Here is a 17,722-nt window from a genome sequence, read left to right on the forward strand (position 1 = left end):
CATGGAAAAGACCAAGCAGACTGTGCCCTCCGCGGTGCCGCGCCATGTCGCGATCATCATGGATGGGAATAATCGCTGGGCGAAGAAACGCTTTATGCCGGGTGTTGCCGGGCATAAAGCGGGTGTCGATGCGGTGCGCGCCGTCATTGAGGTGTGTGCCGAAGCCAAGGTCGAAGTGTTGACGCTGTTTGCCTTCTCCAGTGAAAACTGGCAGCGCCCAGCCGAAGAAGTCAGTGCCTTGATGGACCTGTTCTTCAAGGCCTTGCGTCGTGAGGCCAAGCGCCTCAATGACAACAACATCAGCCTGCGCATCATTGGCGATCGCTCGCGGTTCCATCCGGAGCTGCAGGCCGCCATGCGTGAAGCCGAGGTCATCACCGCCGGCGCCAACCGTTTTGTGCTGCAGATTGCAGCCAACTACGGTGGCCAGTGGGATATTGCCCAGGCTGCGCAGCGGCTCGCTCGCGAAGTGCAGGCCGGTCATTTGCGCCCTGACGACATCACGCCTGAACTCTTGCAAACCTGTCTGGTGACTGGCGATCTGCCGCTGCCCGACCTGTGCATCCGTACCGGTGGAGAGCACCGCATCAGCAACTTCCTGCTGTGGCAGTTGGCCTATACCGAGTTGTACTTCTCCGACCTGTTCTGGCCGGACTTCAAACACGATGCCATGCGCAATGCGCTGGCTGATTTCGCTTCCCGTCAGCGTCGCTTCGGTAAAACGAGCGAGCAGATCGAAGCTGGAGCCCGGGTTTAAATGCTTAAACAACGAATCATCACCGCCCTGATCCTGCTGCCGATTGCCTTGTGTGGCTTTTTCCTGCTCGACGGCGCAGGTTTTGCGCTGTTTATCGGCCTGGTCGTGACCCTTGGCGCCTGGGAGTGGGCACGCTTGGCGGGCTTCGAGGCCCAGTTGCCGCGCGTGGTGTATGCCGCTGTCGTCGCACTGTTGTTATTCCTCATGCATACCCTGTCCAGCATTGTCGTACCGTGGGTGCTGGGGGCAGCGGTGCTGTGGTGGGCGCTTGCGACCTTCCTGGTGCTGACCTTTCCGCGCTCCAGCGGCCATTGGTCCAGTGTCGCCAGCAAGCTGGTGATCGGCTTGCTGGTCTTGCTGCCGGCCTGGCAAGGGTTGGTGGAAATCAAAAATGCGCCGATGGGTAACTGGCTTATCCTGGCGGTGATGATTCTGGTCTGGGGCGCGGATATTGGCGCCTACTTCTCCGGTCGGGCCTTCGGCAAGCGCAAGCTAGCGCCTGCCGTCAGCCCGGGCAAGAGCTGGGAAGGTGTTTACGGCGGCCTGGCGTTGACGCTGGTGATCACGCTGGTGGTCGGGCTTGTACGTGATTGGTCGGTGAAGGAGATTCTTCTCGCCCTGTTGGGCACGGCCATTGTTGTGTTCATCTCGGTTGTGGGCGACCTCACCGAAAGCATGTTCAAGCGTCAAGCTGGCATCAAAGACAGCAGCAACCTGTTGCCGGGTCATGGTGGTGTGCTCGATCGCATTGACAGCCTTACCGCGGCCATCCCGATCTTTGCTGTGCTGTTGTGGATGACTGCTTCGTGAGCCGCCTGCAACAAGTCACCGTATTGGGTGCGACCGGCTCGGTCGGGTTGAGCACCCTGGATGTGATTGCGCGTCATCCTGATCGTTATCAAGTCTTTGCGCTGACCGGTTACTCTCGTCTGAGTGAGTTACTGGCCTTGTGCGTGCGCCATGCGCCGCGATTCGCGGTAGTGCCTGAAGCGGCGGCGGCGCGTGGTCTGCAGGACGATTTGCGGGCTGCGGGCCTGGCTACGCAGGTGCTGGTGGGCGAGGAGGGCTTGTGTCAGGTCTCGGCCGATGCCGAAGTGGACACCGTCGTGGCGGCCATCGTCGGCGCGGCAGGTTTGCGTCCGACCCTGGCCGCTGTTGATGCCGGCAAGAAAATTCTGCTGGCCAATAAAGAAGCGCTGGTGATGTCCGGCACGCTGTTTATGCAGGCCGTGCGCAAGAGTGGCGCCGTTTTGTTGCCCCTCGACAGTGAGCACAACGCAATCTTCCAGTGCATGCCTGGCGATTTCGCCCGTGGCCTGAGCCAGGTGGGTGTACGCCGGATTCTTCTGACGGCCTCCGGTGGCCCTTTCCGGCAAACTCCGTTGGCTGAGCTGGAGCATGTGTCGCCTGATCAGGCCTGCGCGCATCCGAACTGGTCCATGGGGCGCAAAATCTCCGTGGATTCAGCCAGCATGATGAACAAAGGCCTGGAGTTGATCGAGGCGTGCTGGTTGTTCGACGCGCGGCCTGATCAGGTCGAGGTGGTGATTCACCCGCAAAGTGTGATCCATTCCCTGGTCGACTATGTGGATGGCTCGGTGCTGGCCCAGTTGGGCAACCCGGACATGCGCACGCCGATCGCCAATGCCCTGGCCTGGCCGGAGCGTATTGATTCGGGTGTAGCGCCCCTGGACCTGTTTGCCATTGCCCGCCTGGATTTCGAAGCGCCGGACGAGCAGCGCTTTCCGTGCCTGCGCCTGGCTCGACAAGCGGCAGAGGCGGGCAACAGCGCGCCGGCGATACTCAATGCGGCGAATGAAGTGGCGGTGGCGGCGTTTCTCGAACGGCGCATCCGCTTTCCGCAGATCGCGAGTATCATCGAGGATGTTCTGAGCCTTGAGCCGGTCGTGGCTGTGGATGATTTGGGGGCAGTGTTCGAGGCCGATACAAAAGCCCGGGCGCTGGCCGAGCAATGGTTGAACCGCAACGCGCGTTAGTCTGTGGGCAGGTTTGCGTCTTCAGGCACTGGATTGAAATGCGGAGAAATTAGATGAGTGCGCTCTACATGATTGTCGGCACCCTGGTTGCTCTGGGTGTGCTGGTTACCTTCCACGAATTCGGCCACTTCTGGGTGGCGCGTCGTTGTGGCGTCAAGGTACTGCGCTTTTCCGTCGGTTTTGGCATGCCGTTGCTGCGCTGGCATGATCGCCGTGGCACCGAATTTGTGATCGCAGCCATTCCGCTGGGCGGCTACGTCAAGATGCTTGATGAGCGCGAAGGCGAAGTGCCGGCAGATCAACTGGACCAGTCTTTCAATCGCAAGACCGTTGGTCAGCGTATTGCCATCGTGGCCGCTGGCCCCATCGCCAACTTTTTGCTGGCGATGGTGTTCTTCTGGGTCTTGGCCATGTTGGGCAGCCAGCAGATGCGTCCTGTCATCGGTGCCGTCGAGTCGGACAGCATGGCGGCGAAGGCCGGCCTGGTTGCGGGGCAGGAAATTGTTTCCATTGATGGCGAGCCGACCATCGGGTGGGGCGCCGTCAATTTGCAGCTGGTACGCCGCATGGGTGAAAGCGGCACCATCAATGTCGTGGTGCGCGAGCTCGATTCGACCGCCGAAACGCCGCGCGAGCTGACCCTGGATCACTGGCTTAAAGGTGCGGACGAGCCTGATCCGATCAAGTCCCTGGGTATTCGCCCATGGCGTCCGGCGTTGCCGCCGGTGCTTGCCGAGCTGGATCCGAAGGGGCCGGCCCAGGCCGCAGGTCTGAAAACCGGCGATCGCCTGCTGGCGCTTGATGGTCAGGCGTTGGGCGATTGGCAGCAAGTCGTCGATCTGGTGCGTGTACGCCCTGATACCAAAATTGTGCTGAAAGTTGAGCGCGATGGTGCTCAAATCGACGTCCCCGTGACCTTGTCGGTTCGTGGGGAAGCCAAGGCGGCCGGGGGTTATCTAGGGGCTGGCGTCAAGAGTCCCGAGTGGCCACCCTCGATGCTGCGCGAGGTCAGTTACGGGCCGGTGGCCGCCATTGGCGAGGGTGCAAAACGCACTTGGACCATGAGTGTGCTGACCCTCGAATCGCTCAAGAAAATGTTGTTCGGCGAGCTCTCGGTAAAAAACTTGAGTGGACCGATAACCATTGCTAAAGTGGCGGGCGCTTCTGCCCAGTCGGGTGTCGCGGATTTCCTGAATTTCCTGGCTTATCTGAGTATTAGCCTTGGAGTTCTGAATTTGCTGCCCATTCCAGTATTGGATGGGGGGCATCTGTTGTTTTATCTGGTCGAGTGGGTGCGTGGTCGCCCCTTGTCGGATCGGGTGCAGGGTTGGGGGATACAGATCGGTATCAGTTTGGTGGTCGGAGTGATGTTGTTAGCTCTGGTCAACGATCTGGGACGACTGTAACGCTTCGCTGAATTGCGAATCTGCCGCATTTTGCGGCAGTTTGTTTATTGCCAGTTGGAATAAGAAAGGACTTCATGAAACGTCTGCTGCTAACTGCGGTTCTCACCGTATTGATGATCGCCGAAGTTCACGCCGAGTCCTTCACTATCTCCGATATTCGCGTCAACGGCCTCCAGCGGGTTTCCGCCGGTAGTGTCTTTGGTGCCTTGCCGTTGAACGTCGGGGAACAGGCTGATGACCGTCGCCTGGTGGAATCCACTCGTGCGCTGTTCAAAACCGGGTTCTTTCAAGATATCCAACTGGGTCGCGAAGGTAACGTCCTGGTCATCACCGTCGTTGAGCGACCTTCCGTCGCCAGTATCGAAATCGAAGGCAACAAGGCGATTTCGACTGAAGACCTGATGAAGGGCCTCAAACAATCCGGTCTGGCCGAGGGCGAGATCTTCCAGCGCGCTACCCTTGAGGGTGTGCGTAACGAACTGCAACGCCAGTACGTTGCCCAGGGCCGCTACTCCGCGACCGTGGAAACCGAAGTGATCCCGCAGCCTCGTAACCGTGTTGGCCTTAAGGTCAATATCAACGAAGGCACCGTGGCGGCCATTCAGCACATCAACGTGGTGGGCAACACCAAGTTCGCTGATGACGACCTGATCGACCTGTTCGAACTCAAAACCACCAACTGGTTGTCGTTCTTCAAGAACGACGACAAGTACGCCCGTGAAAAACTGTCCGGTGACCTGGAGCGTCTGCGTTCCTACTACCTCGACCGTGGCTATATCAACATGGATATCGCTTCGACCCAGGTGTCCATCACGCCAGACAAAAAACACGTCTACATCACCGTTAACGTCAACGAAGGCGAGAAGTACACCGTTCGTGACGTGAAGCTCAGCGGCGACTTGAAAGTGCCTGAAGATCAGGTCAAGTCACTGTTGCTGGTGCAGAAAGACCAGGTGTTCTCGCGCAAGCTGATGACCACCACGTCCGAACTGATCACCCGCCGCCTGGGTAACGAAGGCTATACCTTCGCCAACGTCAACGGCGTGCCGACTCCGCACGATGATGACCACACTGTGGACATCACTTTCGTTGTCGACCCAGGCAAGCGTGCCTACGTAAACCGCATCAACTTCCGTGGCAACACCAAGTCTGCGGACGAAGTGCTGCGCCGTGAAATGCGTCAGATGGAAGGTGGCTGGGCTTCGACCTACCTGATCGACCAGTCCAAGACCCGCCTTGAGCGTCTGGGCTTCTTCAAGGAAGTCAACGTCGAAACCCCGGCCGTACCGGGTGTGGATGACCAGGTTGACGTGAACTACGCCGTAGAAGAGCAAGCATCGGGCTCCATCACCGCCAGCGTCGGTTTCGCACAAAGTGCCGGCCTGATCCTCGGTGGTTCGATCACCCAGAACAACTTCCTTGGTACCGGTAACCGTGTGTCCATCGGCCTGACCCGAAGCGAATACCAGAGCCGCTATAACTTCGGTTATACCGACCCCTACTGGACTGCTGACGGTGTGAGCCTTGGTTACAACGCTTTCTATCGCACCACTGACTACAAAGACCTTGATGTTGACGTAGCCAGCTATGCCATCGACAGCTTTGGCGTTGGCGCCAACATCGGTTACCCGATCAGTGAGACTTCGCGTCTGACCTTCGGCCTGACTGCGCAACAGGACAAGATCAAGACCGGCGTGTACACCGTCGACGAAATCTTCGACTTCGTACGCAAAGAGGGTGATCAGTTCCTGAACTTCAAGGCCTCGGCCGGTTGGTCGGAATCGACGCTGAACAAAGGTGTACTGGCGACACGCGGCCATTCCCAGAGCTTGACTCTGGAAGCGACCACACCGGGCAGCGACCTGTCGTTCTTCAAGCTCGACTACCGTGGTCAGTTGTTCCAGCCATTGAGCGATAACTACACCGTGCGTCTGCACACCGAGCTGGGTTATGGCGACGGTTATGGTTCGACCAGTGGTCTGCCGTTCTATGAGAACTACTATGCGGGTGGTTTCAACTCGGTACGTGGCTTCAAGGACAGCACTCTGGGCCCACGTGGTACCCCGAGCCGTGGTGTTGGTGTAACCGGTAACCAGGGCACCATCGCCGACACCGACAACGACCCGCTGCCATTCGGTGGTAACGTGTTGATTCAAGGTGGTGCGGAGCTGCTGTTCCCGCTGCCGTTCGTCAAGGATCAGCGTTCCCTGCGTACTTCGGTCTTCTGGGATGTGGGTAACGTGTTCGACTCCAAGTGCGAACAAGTCAGCAACCCGAATGGTTCGAAGTCCAACACGCAGTGCAACGACGTGAGCCTTAGCAACCTCGCCAGCTCCGTGGGTGTTGGTGTGACGTGGGTGACTGCGCTGGGCCCATTGAGCTTTGCTCTGGCCATGCCGATCAAGAAACCGGATAACGCTGAAACCCAGATTTTCCAATTCTCCCTCGGCCAGACGTTCTAAGCGTCTGACCCAAGATAACGACAACGGATTCTGTAGGAGTACATCGTGCGTAAGTTGACTCAATTGGTTCTGCTGGCCACTGTGCTGGTAACCACCCCGGCCTTCGCCGAAATGAAAATCGCCGTTCTGAACTATCAGATGGCTCTGCTGGAATCCGACGCGGCCAAACGTTACGCGGTGGATGCCGAGAAAAAATTCGGTCCGCAACTGACCAAGCTGAAAACGCTGGAAAGCAGCGCCAAGGGCATCCAGGATCGTCTGGTAGCCGGTGGCGACAAAATGCAGCAAGGCGAGCGCGAACGTCTGGAGCTTGAATTCAAGCAAAAGGCCCGTGACTATCAGTTCCAGTCCAAGGAACTGAACGAAGCCAAGGCTGTTGCCGACCGTGAAATGCTGAAGCAGCTCAAGCCTAAACTCGACAGCGCTGTGGAAGAAGTCATCAAGAAAGGTGCCTTTGACCTGGTGTTCGAGCGTGGCGCGGTGATCGACGTCAAGCCTCAATACGACATCACCCGCCAGGTGATCGAGCGCATGAACCAGCTGAAGTAAGCCATGACCGCGACTATCAAGCTCGGCGAGTTGGCCGAGTTCCTGGGGGCCACATTACGTGGGTCCTCGGAGAAAGAAATCACTGGGCTAGCCACCTTGCAGGAGGCTGGCCCAGCTCAGTTGAGCTTCCTCGCAAACCCCCAATACCGTAAATACCTGGTCGACAGCAAAGCGGCAGCCGTGTTGCTGAAAGCTGCTGACGCCGAAGGGTTTACCGGGGATGCGCTGGTGGTAGCTGACCCGTACCTGGCTTATGCCAAGGCGTCGCACCTGTTCGATCCCAAACCCAAGGCTGCGGGCGGTATTCATCCGTCGGCGGTGATCGCCGATGATGCTCAGGTTGACCCTGCGGCCAGCATTGGCGCATTTGCCGTGATCGAAAGTGGCGCGCGCATTGGCGCCGGCGTCACCGTGGGTGCCCACTGCTTTGTTGGCGCGCGCTGTGAAATCGGTGCCGATGGCTGGCTGGCGCCTCGCGTTACCCTGTACCACGATGTGCGTATTGGTGAGCGCGTCGTCATTCAGTCGGGTGCTGTCATTGGTGGAGAAGGTTTTGGTTTCGCCAACTCCAAAGGCATTTGGCACAAGATTGCCCAGGTCGGCGGTGTATTGATCGGCGATGACGTGGAAATCGGCGTTAACACGGCGGTGGATCGTGGTGCGCTGGCCGATACCGTGATCGGTAACGGGGTGAAGCTCGACAACCAGATTCAGATTGCCCACAACGTGCAGATTGGCGATCACACCGCCATGGCGGCCTGCGTGGGTATTTCCGGCAGCACCAAAATCGGCAAGCATTGCATGCTCGCCGGTGGCGTAGGGCTGGTGGGGCATATTGAGATTTGCGACAACGTCTTCATCACCGGCATGACCATGGTGACCCACTCGATTACCGAGCCAGGTGCCTATTCTTCCGGTACGGCCATGCAGCCGGCGGCTGAATGGCGCAAAAGTGCGGCACGTTTGCGCAAGATCGACGACATGGCCCGACGCCTCAAGCAGGTCGAAAAGCGTGTCGAGGACGTGACCCCTGGCGATAATGCTTCATCAGAAGGCTGATACCATTTCCATATCAAGTGTGTACAGCCGCTAGACTGCCTCCTTGATTTGCTAGCGGGGCGTGCTTTTAGTCCGCCCGCCCCCAATCTTTATTACAGGCTTCCCCCCGAAATGATGGACATCAACGAGATTCGCGAATACCTGCCTCACCGTTACCCGTTCCTGCTGGTGGACCGTGTGACGGACCTCAATGTTGAGGAAAAGCGCATTCGTGCCTACAAGAATGTCAGCATCAACGAACCGTTCTTCAACGGTCACTTCCCCGCGCATCCAATCATGCCGGGCGTATTGATCATTGAAGCGATGGCCCAGGCTGCCGGTATCCTTGGTTTCAAAATGCTCGACCTCAAGCCTGCCGACGGCACGCTGTATTATTTCGTGGGCTCCGACAAGCTGCGTTTCCGCAACCCGGTCACGCCGGGTGACCAGTTGATCCTGGAAGCCAAGTTCATCAGCTGCAAGCGCCAGATCTGGAAGTTTGAGTGCCAGGCCTCGGTAGATGGCAAGCCGGTGTGCTCCGCCGAGATCATCTGTGCGGAACGCAAACTATGAGTTTGATTGACCCTCGCGCAATCATCGATCCGTCGGCCTTTCTGGCCGCCGACGTTGAGGTCGGCCCTTGGTCGATCATCGGCGCAGGTGTGGAAATCGGCGAGGGGACTGTCATCGGGCCACACGTGATCCTCAAAGGTCCGACCCGCATTGGCAAATACAATCGTATCTACCAGTTTTCTTCGGTAGGCGAAGACACCCCGGACATGAAGTACAAGGGTGAAGAAACGCGCCTGGTAATCGGTGATCACAACATCATCCGTGAAGGCGTGACCATTCACCGTGGCACTGTGCAGGATCGCGCTGAAACGACGCTGGGTGACCACAACCTGGTCATGGCTTACGCACACATCGGCCACGACAGTGTGATCGGCAACCATTGCATCCTGGTCAATAACACCGCGTTGGCTGGCCATGTGCACGTTGATGACTGGGCGATTCTCTCCGGTTTTACCTTGGTGCATCAGTACTGCCATATCGGCGCCCACAGCTTTTCCGGCATGGGTACTGCGATCGGTAAGGATGTACCGGCATTTGTCACCGTATTCGGCAACCCCGCCGAAGCGCGCAGCATGAACTTCGAGGGCATGCGCCGTCGTGGTTTCAGCGAAGACGCCATTCACGCCCTGCGCCGCGCTTACAAGGTGGTTTACCGCCAGGGGCTGACGGTTGAGCAGGCGCTGACCGAACTGGCTGAGCCTTCAGCGTTGTTCCCGGAAGTCGCGGTATTCCGTGACTCTATCCAGGCATCGACACGCGGCATCACGCGCTGATCATGGCCAATCTGCGTATAGCGCTAGTGGCCGGTGAAGCTTCCGGCGATATTTTGGGCGCAGGCCTGATGCGGGCCCTCAAGGTGCAGCATCCTGCCGTGGAGTTTATCGGCGTGGGTGGCCCACTGATGCAGGCCGAAGGTCTTACCTCCTACTTTCCCATGGAGCGCCTGTCCGTCATGGGGCTGGTGGAAGTGCTGGGCCGCCTGCGTGAGCTGCTGGCTCGCCGCAAACTGCTGATTCAGACTCTGATCGAAGAAAAGCCTGACGTCTTTATTGGTATCGACGCACCCGACTTCACCCTCAATATCGAACTCAAGTTGCGTCAGGCCGGGATCAAAACCGTGCACTACGTCAGCCCATCCGTGTGGGCGTGGCGCCAGAAGCGCGTGCTGAAGATCCGTGAAGGCTGCGACTTGATGCTGACCCTGCTGCCGTTTGAGGCCAGGTTCTATGAAGAAAAGGGCGTGCCGGTGCGTTTTGTCGGCCATACGCTGGCTGACACCATTCCTCTGCAAGCGGACCGCGCCGCCGCCCGAGCCGAGCTGGGCTTGCCCGACGGCCCGCTGGTGGCGTTGATGCCGGGCAGTCGAGGCGGTGAAGTGGGCCGTCTGGGTGCTCTGTTCTTTGATGCTGCCAAGCGCCTGCAAGCCTTGAAGCCGGGAGTGCGCTTCGTACTGCCGTGCGCCAGCCCACAGCGCCGTGCGCAAATTGAAACGTTGCTGGAAGGGCGTGATCTGCCGCTGACCTTGCTCGACGGTCAGTCGCACCTGGCTTTGGCCGCCTGTGATGCGGTGTTGATCGCGTCTGGCACCGCGACTCTGGAAGCCCTGTTGTACAAGCGCCCAATGGTCGTGGCCTATCGCCTGGCGCCGCTGACCTTCTGGATTCTCAAGCGCATGGTCAAAAGTCCCTACATCTCCTTGCCCAACCTACTGGCCCAGCGCCTGTTGGTGCCGGAATTGTTGCAGGACGATGCAACGCCCGAAGCACTGGCGCAAACCCTCCTCCCTCTGATCGACGGCGGCGAAGAGCAGACCCGTGGTTTTGACGACATTCATCGCACCTTGCGTCGTGATGCGTCGAACCAAGCGGCGGATGCCGTGCTGACCTTGATCGGTCAAAAACAGGACACGCTATGACGACGCAAATGGGCCTGGATTTCAGCCTGGTTGCCGAAGCCCACGAACTGGTGGCCGGCGTTGACGAAGTCGGGCGTGGCCCGTTGTGTGGCGCGGTGGTCACGGCAGCGGTGATTCTCGACCCGAGCCGCCCGATTCTCGGCCTCAACGACTCGAAAAAACTCACCGAAGCACGCCGTGAAAAGCTGTATGACGAGATCTGCGAAAAAGCCCTGAGCTGGCATATTGCGCGGGCTGAAGTTGAAGAAATCGATGAGCTGAACATCCTGCACGCCACCATGCTCGCCATGCAGCGCGCGGTAGAAGGCCTGCACATTACGCCGAAAATGGCGATGATCGACGGCAACCGTTGCCCCAAACTGGCGATGCCGTCCGAGGCGGTGGTCAAGGGTGACAGCAAGGTTCCGGCCATCGCTGCCGCCTCGATTCTGGCCAAAGTCAGCCGCGACCGTGAAATGGCTGCATTCGAATTGATTTACCCCGGTTACGGCATCGGCGGCCATAAGGGCTACCCGACGCCCGTTCATCTGGAAGCTCTGGCACGCTTGGGCCCAACGCCGATCCACCGTCGCTCGTTCGCCCCGGTTCGTCAGGCTTACGAGGCGCGGGAGAGTCTCAGCGAGGTTTAGTTGCGAGGCTGATGTTTTTGCCAAGGCCCGGTACAATCCGGGCCTTGTTGTCTCCACGTATTAGAACAGGATCACTATGCCGGCTTCATTCGTTCACCTGCGCCTGCACACTGAATACTCCCTGGTCGACGGCCTGGTACGGATCAAACCGCTGGTCAAAACCCTGGTGGGCATGAACATGCCTGCAGTGGCGGTGACCGATCAGAACAACATGTGTTCTTTGGTCAAGTTCTACAAGAACGCCATGGGCGCCGGTATCAAGCCGATCTGCGGCGCCGACCTGTGGCTGTCGAATAAAGACCCGGATAACCCCCTGAGCCGTATCAGCCTGCTGGCGATGAATGGCGTGGGTTATCGCAACCTCACCGAACTGATTTCTCGCGGTTTTATCGACGGCCAGCGCAACGGCTCGATCATCATCGAGCGTGAGTGGGTGGCCGAAGCCAGCGAGGGCGTGATCATGCTCTCGGCGGCCAAAGAGGGCGAAATCGGCATCGCGCTGCTGGGAGGCAACCCCCAGGAAGCCGAAGTGCTGGCCCGCGAATGGATGGACGTCTTCCCTGACCGCTTCTACGTGGAAGTTCAGCGCACCAACCGTCCCAATGATGAAGAGCACCTGCACGCGGCCGTGGCCCTGGCCGACAAGCTGGGCGCGCCGTTGGTGGCAACCAACGATGTGCGCTTCATCAAGAAGGAAGACTTCGAGGCCCACGAAACCCGTGTATGCATCGGTGAAGGCCGGGCACTCGATGACCCGCGTCGGTCGAAGAACTACAGCGAAGAGCAATACCTTAAAAGCGCCGACGAGATGGCCGAGCTGTTCAGCGACCTGCCTGAGGCCCTGGAAAACTCCGTCGAGATTGCCAAGCGTTGCAATATTGAAGTGAAGCTGGGCAAGCACTTTTTGCCCAACTTCCCGATCCCCGATGGTATGACCATCGATGAGTATTTCCGCAAGGTGTCGTTTGATGGCCTGGAAGATCGCCTGAGCGTTCTGCTGCCCAAAGACACGACCGAAGACTATGACGCCAAGCGTCAGGTGTATGTCGACCGGCTGAATTTCGAGCTGGATATCATTATCCAGATGGGGTTCCCCGGTTACTTCCTGATCGTGATGGACTTTATCCAGTGGGCCAAAAGCAACGGCGTGCCGGTAGGGCCGGGCCGGGGGTCGGGTGCCGGGTCGCTGGTGGCTTATGTGCAGAAGATTACCGACCTCGACCCGCTGGAATATGACCTGCTGTTCGAACGGTTCCTGAACCCGGAACGGGTGTCCATGCCCGACTTCGACGTCGACTTCTGCATGGACGGCCGTGACCGCGTGATCGAATACGTGGCCGAGAAATATGGCCGCAACGCGGTCAGCCAGATCATCACCTTCGGTTCCATGGCGGCCAAGGCTGTAATCCGCGACGTGGCGCGGGTGCAGGGCAAGTCCTACGGCCTGGCGGATCGCCTGTCGAAGATGATCCCGTTTGAAGTCGGCATGACCCTGGAAAAGGCCTACGAGCAGGAAGAAATCCTGCGCGACTTCATCAAGATCGATGAAGAAGCCGCCGAAATCTGGGACATGGCGCGCAAGCTCGAAGGCGTTGTGCGTAACGTCGGTAAACACGCCGGTGGTGTGGTGATCGCCCCGACCAAGCTCACCGACTTCTCGCCGATCTATTGCGATGAAGAAGGCGATGGCCTGGTCACCCAGTTCGACAAGGATGACGTGGAGGCGGCCGGCCTGGTGAAGTTCGACTTCCTCGGCCTGCGAACCCTGACAATCATCGACTGGGCGCTCAAAACCATTAACCGCGAGCGCGCCAAGGTCGATGAGGCGCCGCTGGATATTGCGTTTATCCCGCTGGACGACAAACCGACTTACCAGTTGCTGCAAAAAGCCGAAACCACGGCGGTGTTCCAGCTTGAGTCGCGCGGCATGAAAGAGCTGATCAAAAAGCTCAAGCCCGACTGCCTGGAAGACTTGATCGCACTGGTGGCCCTGTTCCGTCCGGGCCCGCTGCAATCGGGCATGGTTGACGACTTTATCAACCGTAAGCACGGCCGTGCCGAGCTGGCGTATCCGCATTCCGACTACCAGTACGAAGGCCTCAAGCCCGTATTGGCGCCGACTTACGGCATTATCCTGTATCAGGAACAGGTGATGCAGATCGCCCAGGTCATGGCCGGTTACACCCTGGGTGGTGCGGACATGCTGCGGCGCGCCATGGGTAAGAAAAAACCCGAGGAAATGGCCAAGCAACGGGGCGGTTTCATTGAGGGTTGCGCAACCAACAATATCGACGCGGACCTTGCCGGTAACATTTTCGACCTGGTGGAAAAATTCGCCGGTTATGGCTTCAACAAATCCCACTCCGCCGCCTACGGGCTGGTGTCGTACCAGACCGCCTGGCTGAAAGCCCACTACCCGGCACCGTTCATGGCCGCGGTACTCTCGGCGGACATGCACAACACCGACAAGGTCGTGACCTTGATCGAGGAAGTGCGCACCATGAAGCTGCGCCTCGACGCGCCGGACGTGAACGCCTCGGAGTTCAAGTTCACGGTGAACGACGAAGGCCGCATCATTTATGGTTTGGGCGCGATCAAGGGCGTGGGTGAAAGCCCGGTGGAAGCTATCGTCGAAGCGCGTCAGGACGGGCCGTTCGCCGACCTGTTCGACTTCTGCGCACGGGTTGACCTCAAGCGCATCAACAAGCGCACCCTCGATGGCCTGATTCGCAGCGGCGCACTTGATCGTCTCGGCCCGTATTTCCATGACGAGCCGAAGGCTTATCAGGCCAATATCGACCGCAACCGTGCAGTATTGCTGACCGCCATGGAAGAAGCGATCAAGGCCGCCGAGCAGACCGCCCGCACCCACGACAGCGGCCACGCTGACTTGTTTGGCGGTTTGTTCGTCGAAGAAGACGCCGATGTGTACGCTAACCACCGCAAGGCCAAGGAGCTGACCCTCAAGGAACGTCTCAAGGGTGAAAAAGACACCTTGGGTCTGTACCTCACCGGTCACCCGATTGACGAATACGAAGGTGAAATCCGTCGTTTCGCCCGTCAGCGCATTATCGACCTGAAACCGGCGCGCGACACCCAGACCGTCGCCGGCATGATCATCGCCCTGCGGGTGATGAAAAATAAAAAGGGCGACAAGATGGGCTTTATCACCCTCGACGATCGTTCGGGCCGCATCGAAGCGTCGCTGTTTGCCGACGCATTCCACTCCGCCCAGTCGCTGTTGCAGACCGACGCCATGGTGGTGGTGGAAGGCGAGGTCAGCAACGATGACTTCTCCGGCGGCCTGCGCCTGCGGATCAAACGGGTGATGAGCATGGAGGATGCGCGCACCAATTTGGCCGAAAGCCTGCGTTTGAAGGTCAAGACCGAGGCGCTCAAGGGTGATCAGCTACGCTGGTTGGGGGATTTGCTCAAACGCCACCGTGGCGCGTGCCCGGTGACCATGGAGTACACCGGCAATGACGCCAAGGCGATGCTGCAGTTTGGTGAGACGTGGCGAATTGATCCGGCGGATGGCTTGATTCAAGCTTTGCGTGACCAGTTCGGGCGAGACAACGTCTTCCTCCAATACCGCTGACGGCCAGATAAGTCTGACCTCGGCTGAACATTTAATCTCGACCTAAACGCGCCTCTCCCTTAAGGTAGGGCGCGAATAGACAACCGGCTGGCCAGGCATGCCCTGGCCGTCGACCCAAGACGGACGCTTATGAACCCGAATTTTCTTGATTTCGAACAGCCGATCGCTGACCTGCAAGCCAAGATTGAAGAACTGCGCCTGGTCGGCAATGACAATTCGCTGAATATCGGCGATGAGATCGCTCGCCTGCAAGACAAGAGCAGCACGCTCACCGAAGACATTTTCGGCAAGCTGACCAGCTGGCAGATCGCGCGCCTGGCTCGCCACCCGCGCCGTCCGTACACCCTGGACTACATTCAACACATCTTCACCGAGTTCGACGAGCTGCATGGCGACCGCCACTTCTCCGACGACGCGGCCATCGTGGGCGGTATCGCTCGCCTGGACGACCAGCCGGTGATGGTGATCGGTCACCAGAAAGGCCGTGAAGTGCGCGAGAAAGTTCGCCGCAACTTCGGCATGCCGCGCCCTGAGGGCTACCGCAAGGCGTGCCGCCTGATGGAAATGGCCGAACGCTTCAAGATGCCAATCCTGACCTTCATCGACACGCCGGGTGCTTACCCGGGTATCGACGCCGAAGAACGCAACCAGAGCGAAGCGATTGCCTGGAACTTGCGCGTCATGGCTCGCCTGAAAACCCCGATCATTGCCACAGTGATTGGCGAAGGCGGTTCCGGCGGTGCACTGGCCATTGGCGTGTGCGATCAACTGAACATGCTGCAATATTCGACCTACGCGGTGATTTCGCCGGAAGGTTGTGCGTCGATTCTGTGGAAAACCGCCGAAAAGGCCCCGGATGCTGCTGAAGCCATGGGCATCACTGCCGATCGTCTCAAGGGCCTGGGCATTGTCGACAAAGTCATCGCCGAGCCCCTGGGCGGCGCGCACCGTGACCCGGCTGCCGCTGCTGCGAGCATCCGCGCTGAACTGGGCTCGCAACTGGCGATGCTCAAGAAGTTTGATAACGAAGCGCTGCTGGCCCGTCGTTATGAGCGCCTGATGAGCTACGGTCTCTAAGCACGACGCAATAACCCAATGTGGGAGCTGGCTTGTGTGGGAGCTGGCTTGCCTGCGATAGCATCACCTCGGTGCAACTGATAGACCGAGTTGACTGCATCGCTGGCAAGCCAAGCTCCCACACAAGCCCGCTCCCACATTTGCTTTGTGTATGCTGGGTTATCGCATTCCAGATTGATGGCGGTACTTTGTTATGAAGCCGGCTCTATCCGCCAAACTCCTGCAAACCCTGGCCCCCTGGCGCAATGCCCCGGCCTGGCATATCGCGTTCTCCGGCGGGCTTGATTCCACCGTCCTGCTGCATCTCCTGGCCAGTCTGGCCAAAACCAACATTCTGCCGCCGCTCAGCGCTGTCCATGTTCATCATGGCCTGCAAGCTGTTGCTGATGCGTGGCCACAGCATTGTCAGTCGGTATGCGACAGCCTGAACGTGCCCCTGCGCGTCATGCGCGTGCAGGTCCAGCCGGGCGCGAGTCTTGAGCGTGCCGCGCGTGACGCGCGCTATCACGCGTTCACCGAGGTGACCGGGGCAGGGGAGGTGTTGCTCACGGGCCAGCATCGCGACGATCAGGCTGAAACCCTGTTGTTTCGCCTGCTGCGCGGGGCGGGGGTGCGAGGCTTGGCGGCAATGCCGGCACAGCGTCCAATGGCGGGCGGTTATCTGGTGCGCCCGTTACTGGATGTATCGAGGGCCGAGTTGGAGGCCTATGCCCACGAATATCAGCTCAAGTGGATCGAAGACCCCTCCAACGCCGATCCACGGTTCTCGCGTAATTACCTTCGCCACCGCGTTTTCCCAACACTGACTGAGCGCTGGCCTCAGACTGTCTCAAGTCTGGCGCGTACCGCCGAGCACCTGAGTGAAGCGCAAGCGTTGCTGGATGAACTGGCGCAAATGGACCTGCAAGCCGCCCATCAGCCTTCGCCGTTTCCGTGGTTACCCTTGCCGTCCTTGGCGCTGACTTCACTGCGCGAACTCTCTGACGCCCGCCAGCGCAACGCCCTGCGTCACTGGCTGATGCCTCTTACCCGGTTACCCGACAGCGACCACTGGGCCAGTTGGCATTCCCTGCGCGATGCGAAAGGCGACGCACAGCCCCTCTGGCGCCTTGCTGACGGTGATTTGCACCGTTGTGGCGAGCGCATCTGGTGGTTACCCACCTTGTGGTCGGAATTTTCCGACGTGTCAGTGAGCTGGCAGCACCCGCAAAACCCACTAGAGTTACCCGGCAATGGCCAGCTGAACTTTATTGGCACGGCCCCTGAAGGCCCCCTGCAGATCTGTTATCGCCAGGGCGGCGAAACCATCGAAGTGCCAGGTCGTGGCCGGCGTGACTTGAAGCGCCTGCTTAACGAAAGTGCGCTGCCGAGGTTCATCCGTGGCAGATTGCCGCTGCTGTATCGGGGCGAGCAATTGCTGGCTGTGCCAACCCTTGCGGGGCTATGGGCCGGTTCGTCGGATGGCTGGCAATTACATTGGATGCCACAGACGTGCGATCAAGGTTTGAGCTGATAGAGCCTTTCCGGTAGACTACGCTCCCTTCTTGATACAACTTCTGTGGATTCGCCTGAATCGCAGTCGTTGCCGATTACCAAGCAGTCTTTGCTGGGCGATTCCAAAAAATGTGTAGCGATCAACGTACCGGTGTTTCATTGCTGGTCTGTCACCACGCGGCGGTTTTTTTGAAAGGTGCACTGTGATTAATGCAGGTGATCGGGGG

Annotated in this window: 14 protein-coding genes; all 14 read left to right on the forward strand. The window is 58.9% G+C overall.

Going from position 1 to position 17,722, the window contains the following annotated elements; all coding sequences use genetic code 11:
- Position 1 precedes the first annotated feature (1 nt).
- The 14 genes from uppS (at position 2) to tilS (ending at position 17,514) form a co-directional block, all read left to right on the forward strand.
- Positions 2 to 757, forward strand: a complete 756-nt coding sequence (uppS, locus tag BFW87_RS18005; protein WP_078741093.1) for a polyprenyl diphosphate synthase — start codon at positions 2 to 4, stop codon at positions 755 to 757.
- The gene (locus BFW87_RS18010) at positions 758 to 1,567 is read left to right on the forward strand and encodes a phosphatidate cytidylyltransferase (protein ID WP_078741094.1); all 810 of its coding nucleotides are present in this window, start codon (positions 758 to 760) and stop codon (positions 1,565 to 1,567) included. It begins immediately after the preceding gene.
- On the forward strand, positions 1,564 to 2,754 hold the full coding sequence (ispC, locus tag BFW87_RS18015) for a 1-deoxy-D-xylulose-5-phosphate reductoisomerase (protein ID WP_078741095.1): 1,191 nt from the start codon (positions 1,564 to 1,566) through the stop codon (positions 2,752 to 2,754). The genes BFW87_RS18010 and ispC overlap by 4 nt, the downstream gene beginning before the upstream one ends.
- A gap of 53 nt (positions 2,755 to 2,807) precedes the next feature.
- Entirely contained in the window at positions 2,808 to 4,160 is a 1,353-nt protein-coding gene (gene rseP / locus BFW87_RS18020) for a sigma E protease regulator RseP (RefSeq protein ID WP_078741096.1), read from the forward strand.
- A 74-nt stretch (positions 4,161 to 4,234) separates the two neighbouring features.
- Positions 4,235 to 6,622, forward strand: coding sequence for an outer membrane protein assembly factor BamA (bamA, locus tag BFW87_RS18025; RefSeq protein WP_078741097.1), 2,388 nt, complete (start codon positions 4,235 to 4,237; stop codon positions 6,620 to 6,622).
- 45 nt (positions 6,623 to 6,667) lie between these two features.
- Entirely contained in the window at positions 6,668 to 7,171 is a 504-nt protein-coding gene (locus BFW87_RS18030) for an OmpH family outer membrane protein (RefSeq protein ID WP_003189173.1), read from the forward strand.
- 3 nt (positions 7,172 to 7,174) lie between these two features.
- Positions 7,175 to 8,230, forward strand: coding sequence for a UDP-3-O-(3-hydroxymyristoyl)glucosamine N-acyltransferase (lpxD, locus tag BFW87_RS18035; RefSeq protein ID WP_078741098.1), 1,056 nt, complete (start codon positions 7,175 to 7,177; stop codon positions 8,228 to 8,230).
- A 111-nt stretch (positions 8,231 to 8,341) separates the two neighbouring features.
- The gene (gene fabZ / locus BFW87_RS18040) at positions 8,342 to 8,782 is read left to right on the forward strand and encodes a 3-hydroxyacyl-ACP dehydratase FabZ (protein WP_003219309.1); all 441 of its coding nucleotides are present in this window, start codon (positions 8,342 to 8,344) and stop codon (positions 8,780 to 8,782) included.
- Positions 8,779 to 9,555: an acyl-ACP--UDP-N-acetylglucosamine O-acyltransferase gene (lpxA, locus tag BFW87_RS18045; RefSeq protein ID WP_078741099.1), complete on the forward strand. Its 777-nt coding sequence runs from the start codon at positions 8,779 to 8,781 to the stop codon at positions 9,553 to 9,555. Before fabZ ends, lpxA begins: the two co-directional genes overlap by 4 nt.
- A gap of 2 nt (positions 9,556 to 9,557) precedes the next feature.
- Positions 9,558 to 10,697, forward strand: a complete 1,140-nt coding sequence (gene lpxB / locus BFW87_RS18050; protein ID WP_078741100.1) for a lipid-A-disaccharide synthase — start codon at positions 9,558 to 9,560, stop codon at positions 10,695 to 10,697.
- Positions 10,694 to 11,326, forward strand: coding sequence for a ribonuclease HII (gene rnhB / locus BFW87_RS18055; RefSeq protein WP_078741101.1), 633 nt, complete (start codon positions 10,694 to 10,696; stop codon positions 11,324 to 11,326). The genes lpxB and rnhB overlap by 4 nt, the downstream gene beginning before the upstream one ends.
- Before the next feature lie 76 nt (positions 11,327 to 11,402).
- Positions 11,403 to 14,924 (forward strand): DNA polymerase III subunit alpha, encoded by a 3,522-nt coding sequence (gene dnaE / locus BFW87_RS18060; RefSeq protein ID WP_078741102.1) that lies wholly within the window; start codon positions 11,403 to 11,405, stop codon positions 14,922 to 14,924.
- Between the two features lie 129 nt (positions 14,925 to 15,053).
- The gene (locus BFW87_RS18065) at positions 15,054 to 16,001 is read left to right on the forward strand and encodes an acetyl-CoA carboxylase carboxyltransferase subunit alpha (protein ID WP_078741103.1); all 948 of its coding nucleotides are present in this window, start codon (positions 15,054 to 15,056) and stop codon (positions 15,999 to 16,001) included.
- A 193-nt stretch (positions 16,002 to 16,194) separates the two neighbouring features.
- A complete protein-coding gene (gene tilS / locus BFW87_RS18070; RefSeq protein ID WP_078741104.1) occupies positions 16,195 to 17,514 on the forward strand; it encodes a tRNA lysidine(34) synthetase TilS in 1,320 nt (439 codons plus the stop codon).
- Positions 17,515 to 17,722 lie beyond the last annotated feature (208 nt).

Source organism: Pseudomonas fluorescens (genome assembly GCF_002022275.1).
In the GTDB taxonomy this organism is placed as follows: Bacteria; Pseudomonadota; Gammaproteobacteria; order Pseudomonadales; family Pseudomonadaceae; genus Aquipseudomonas; species Aquipseudomonas fluorescens_AJ.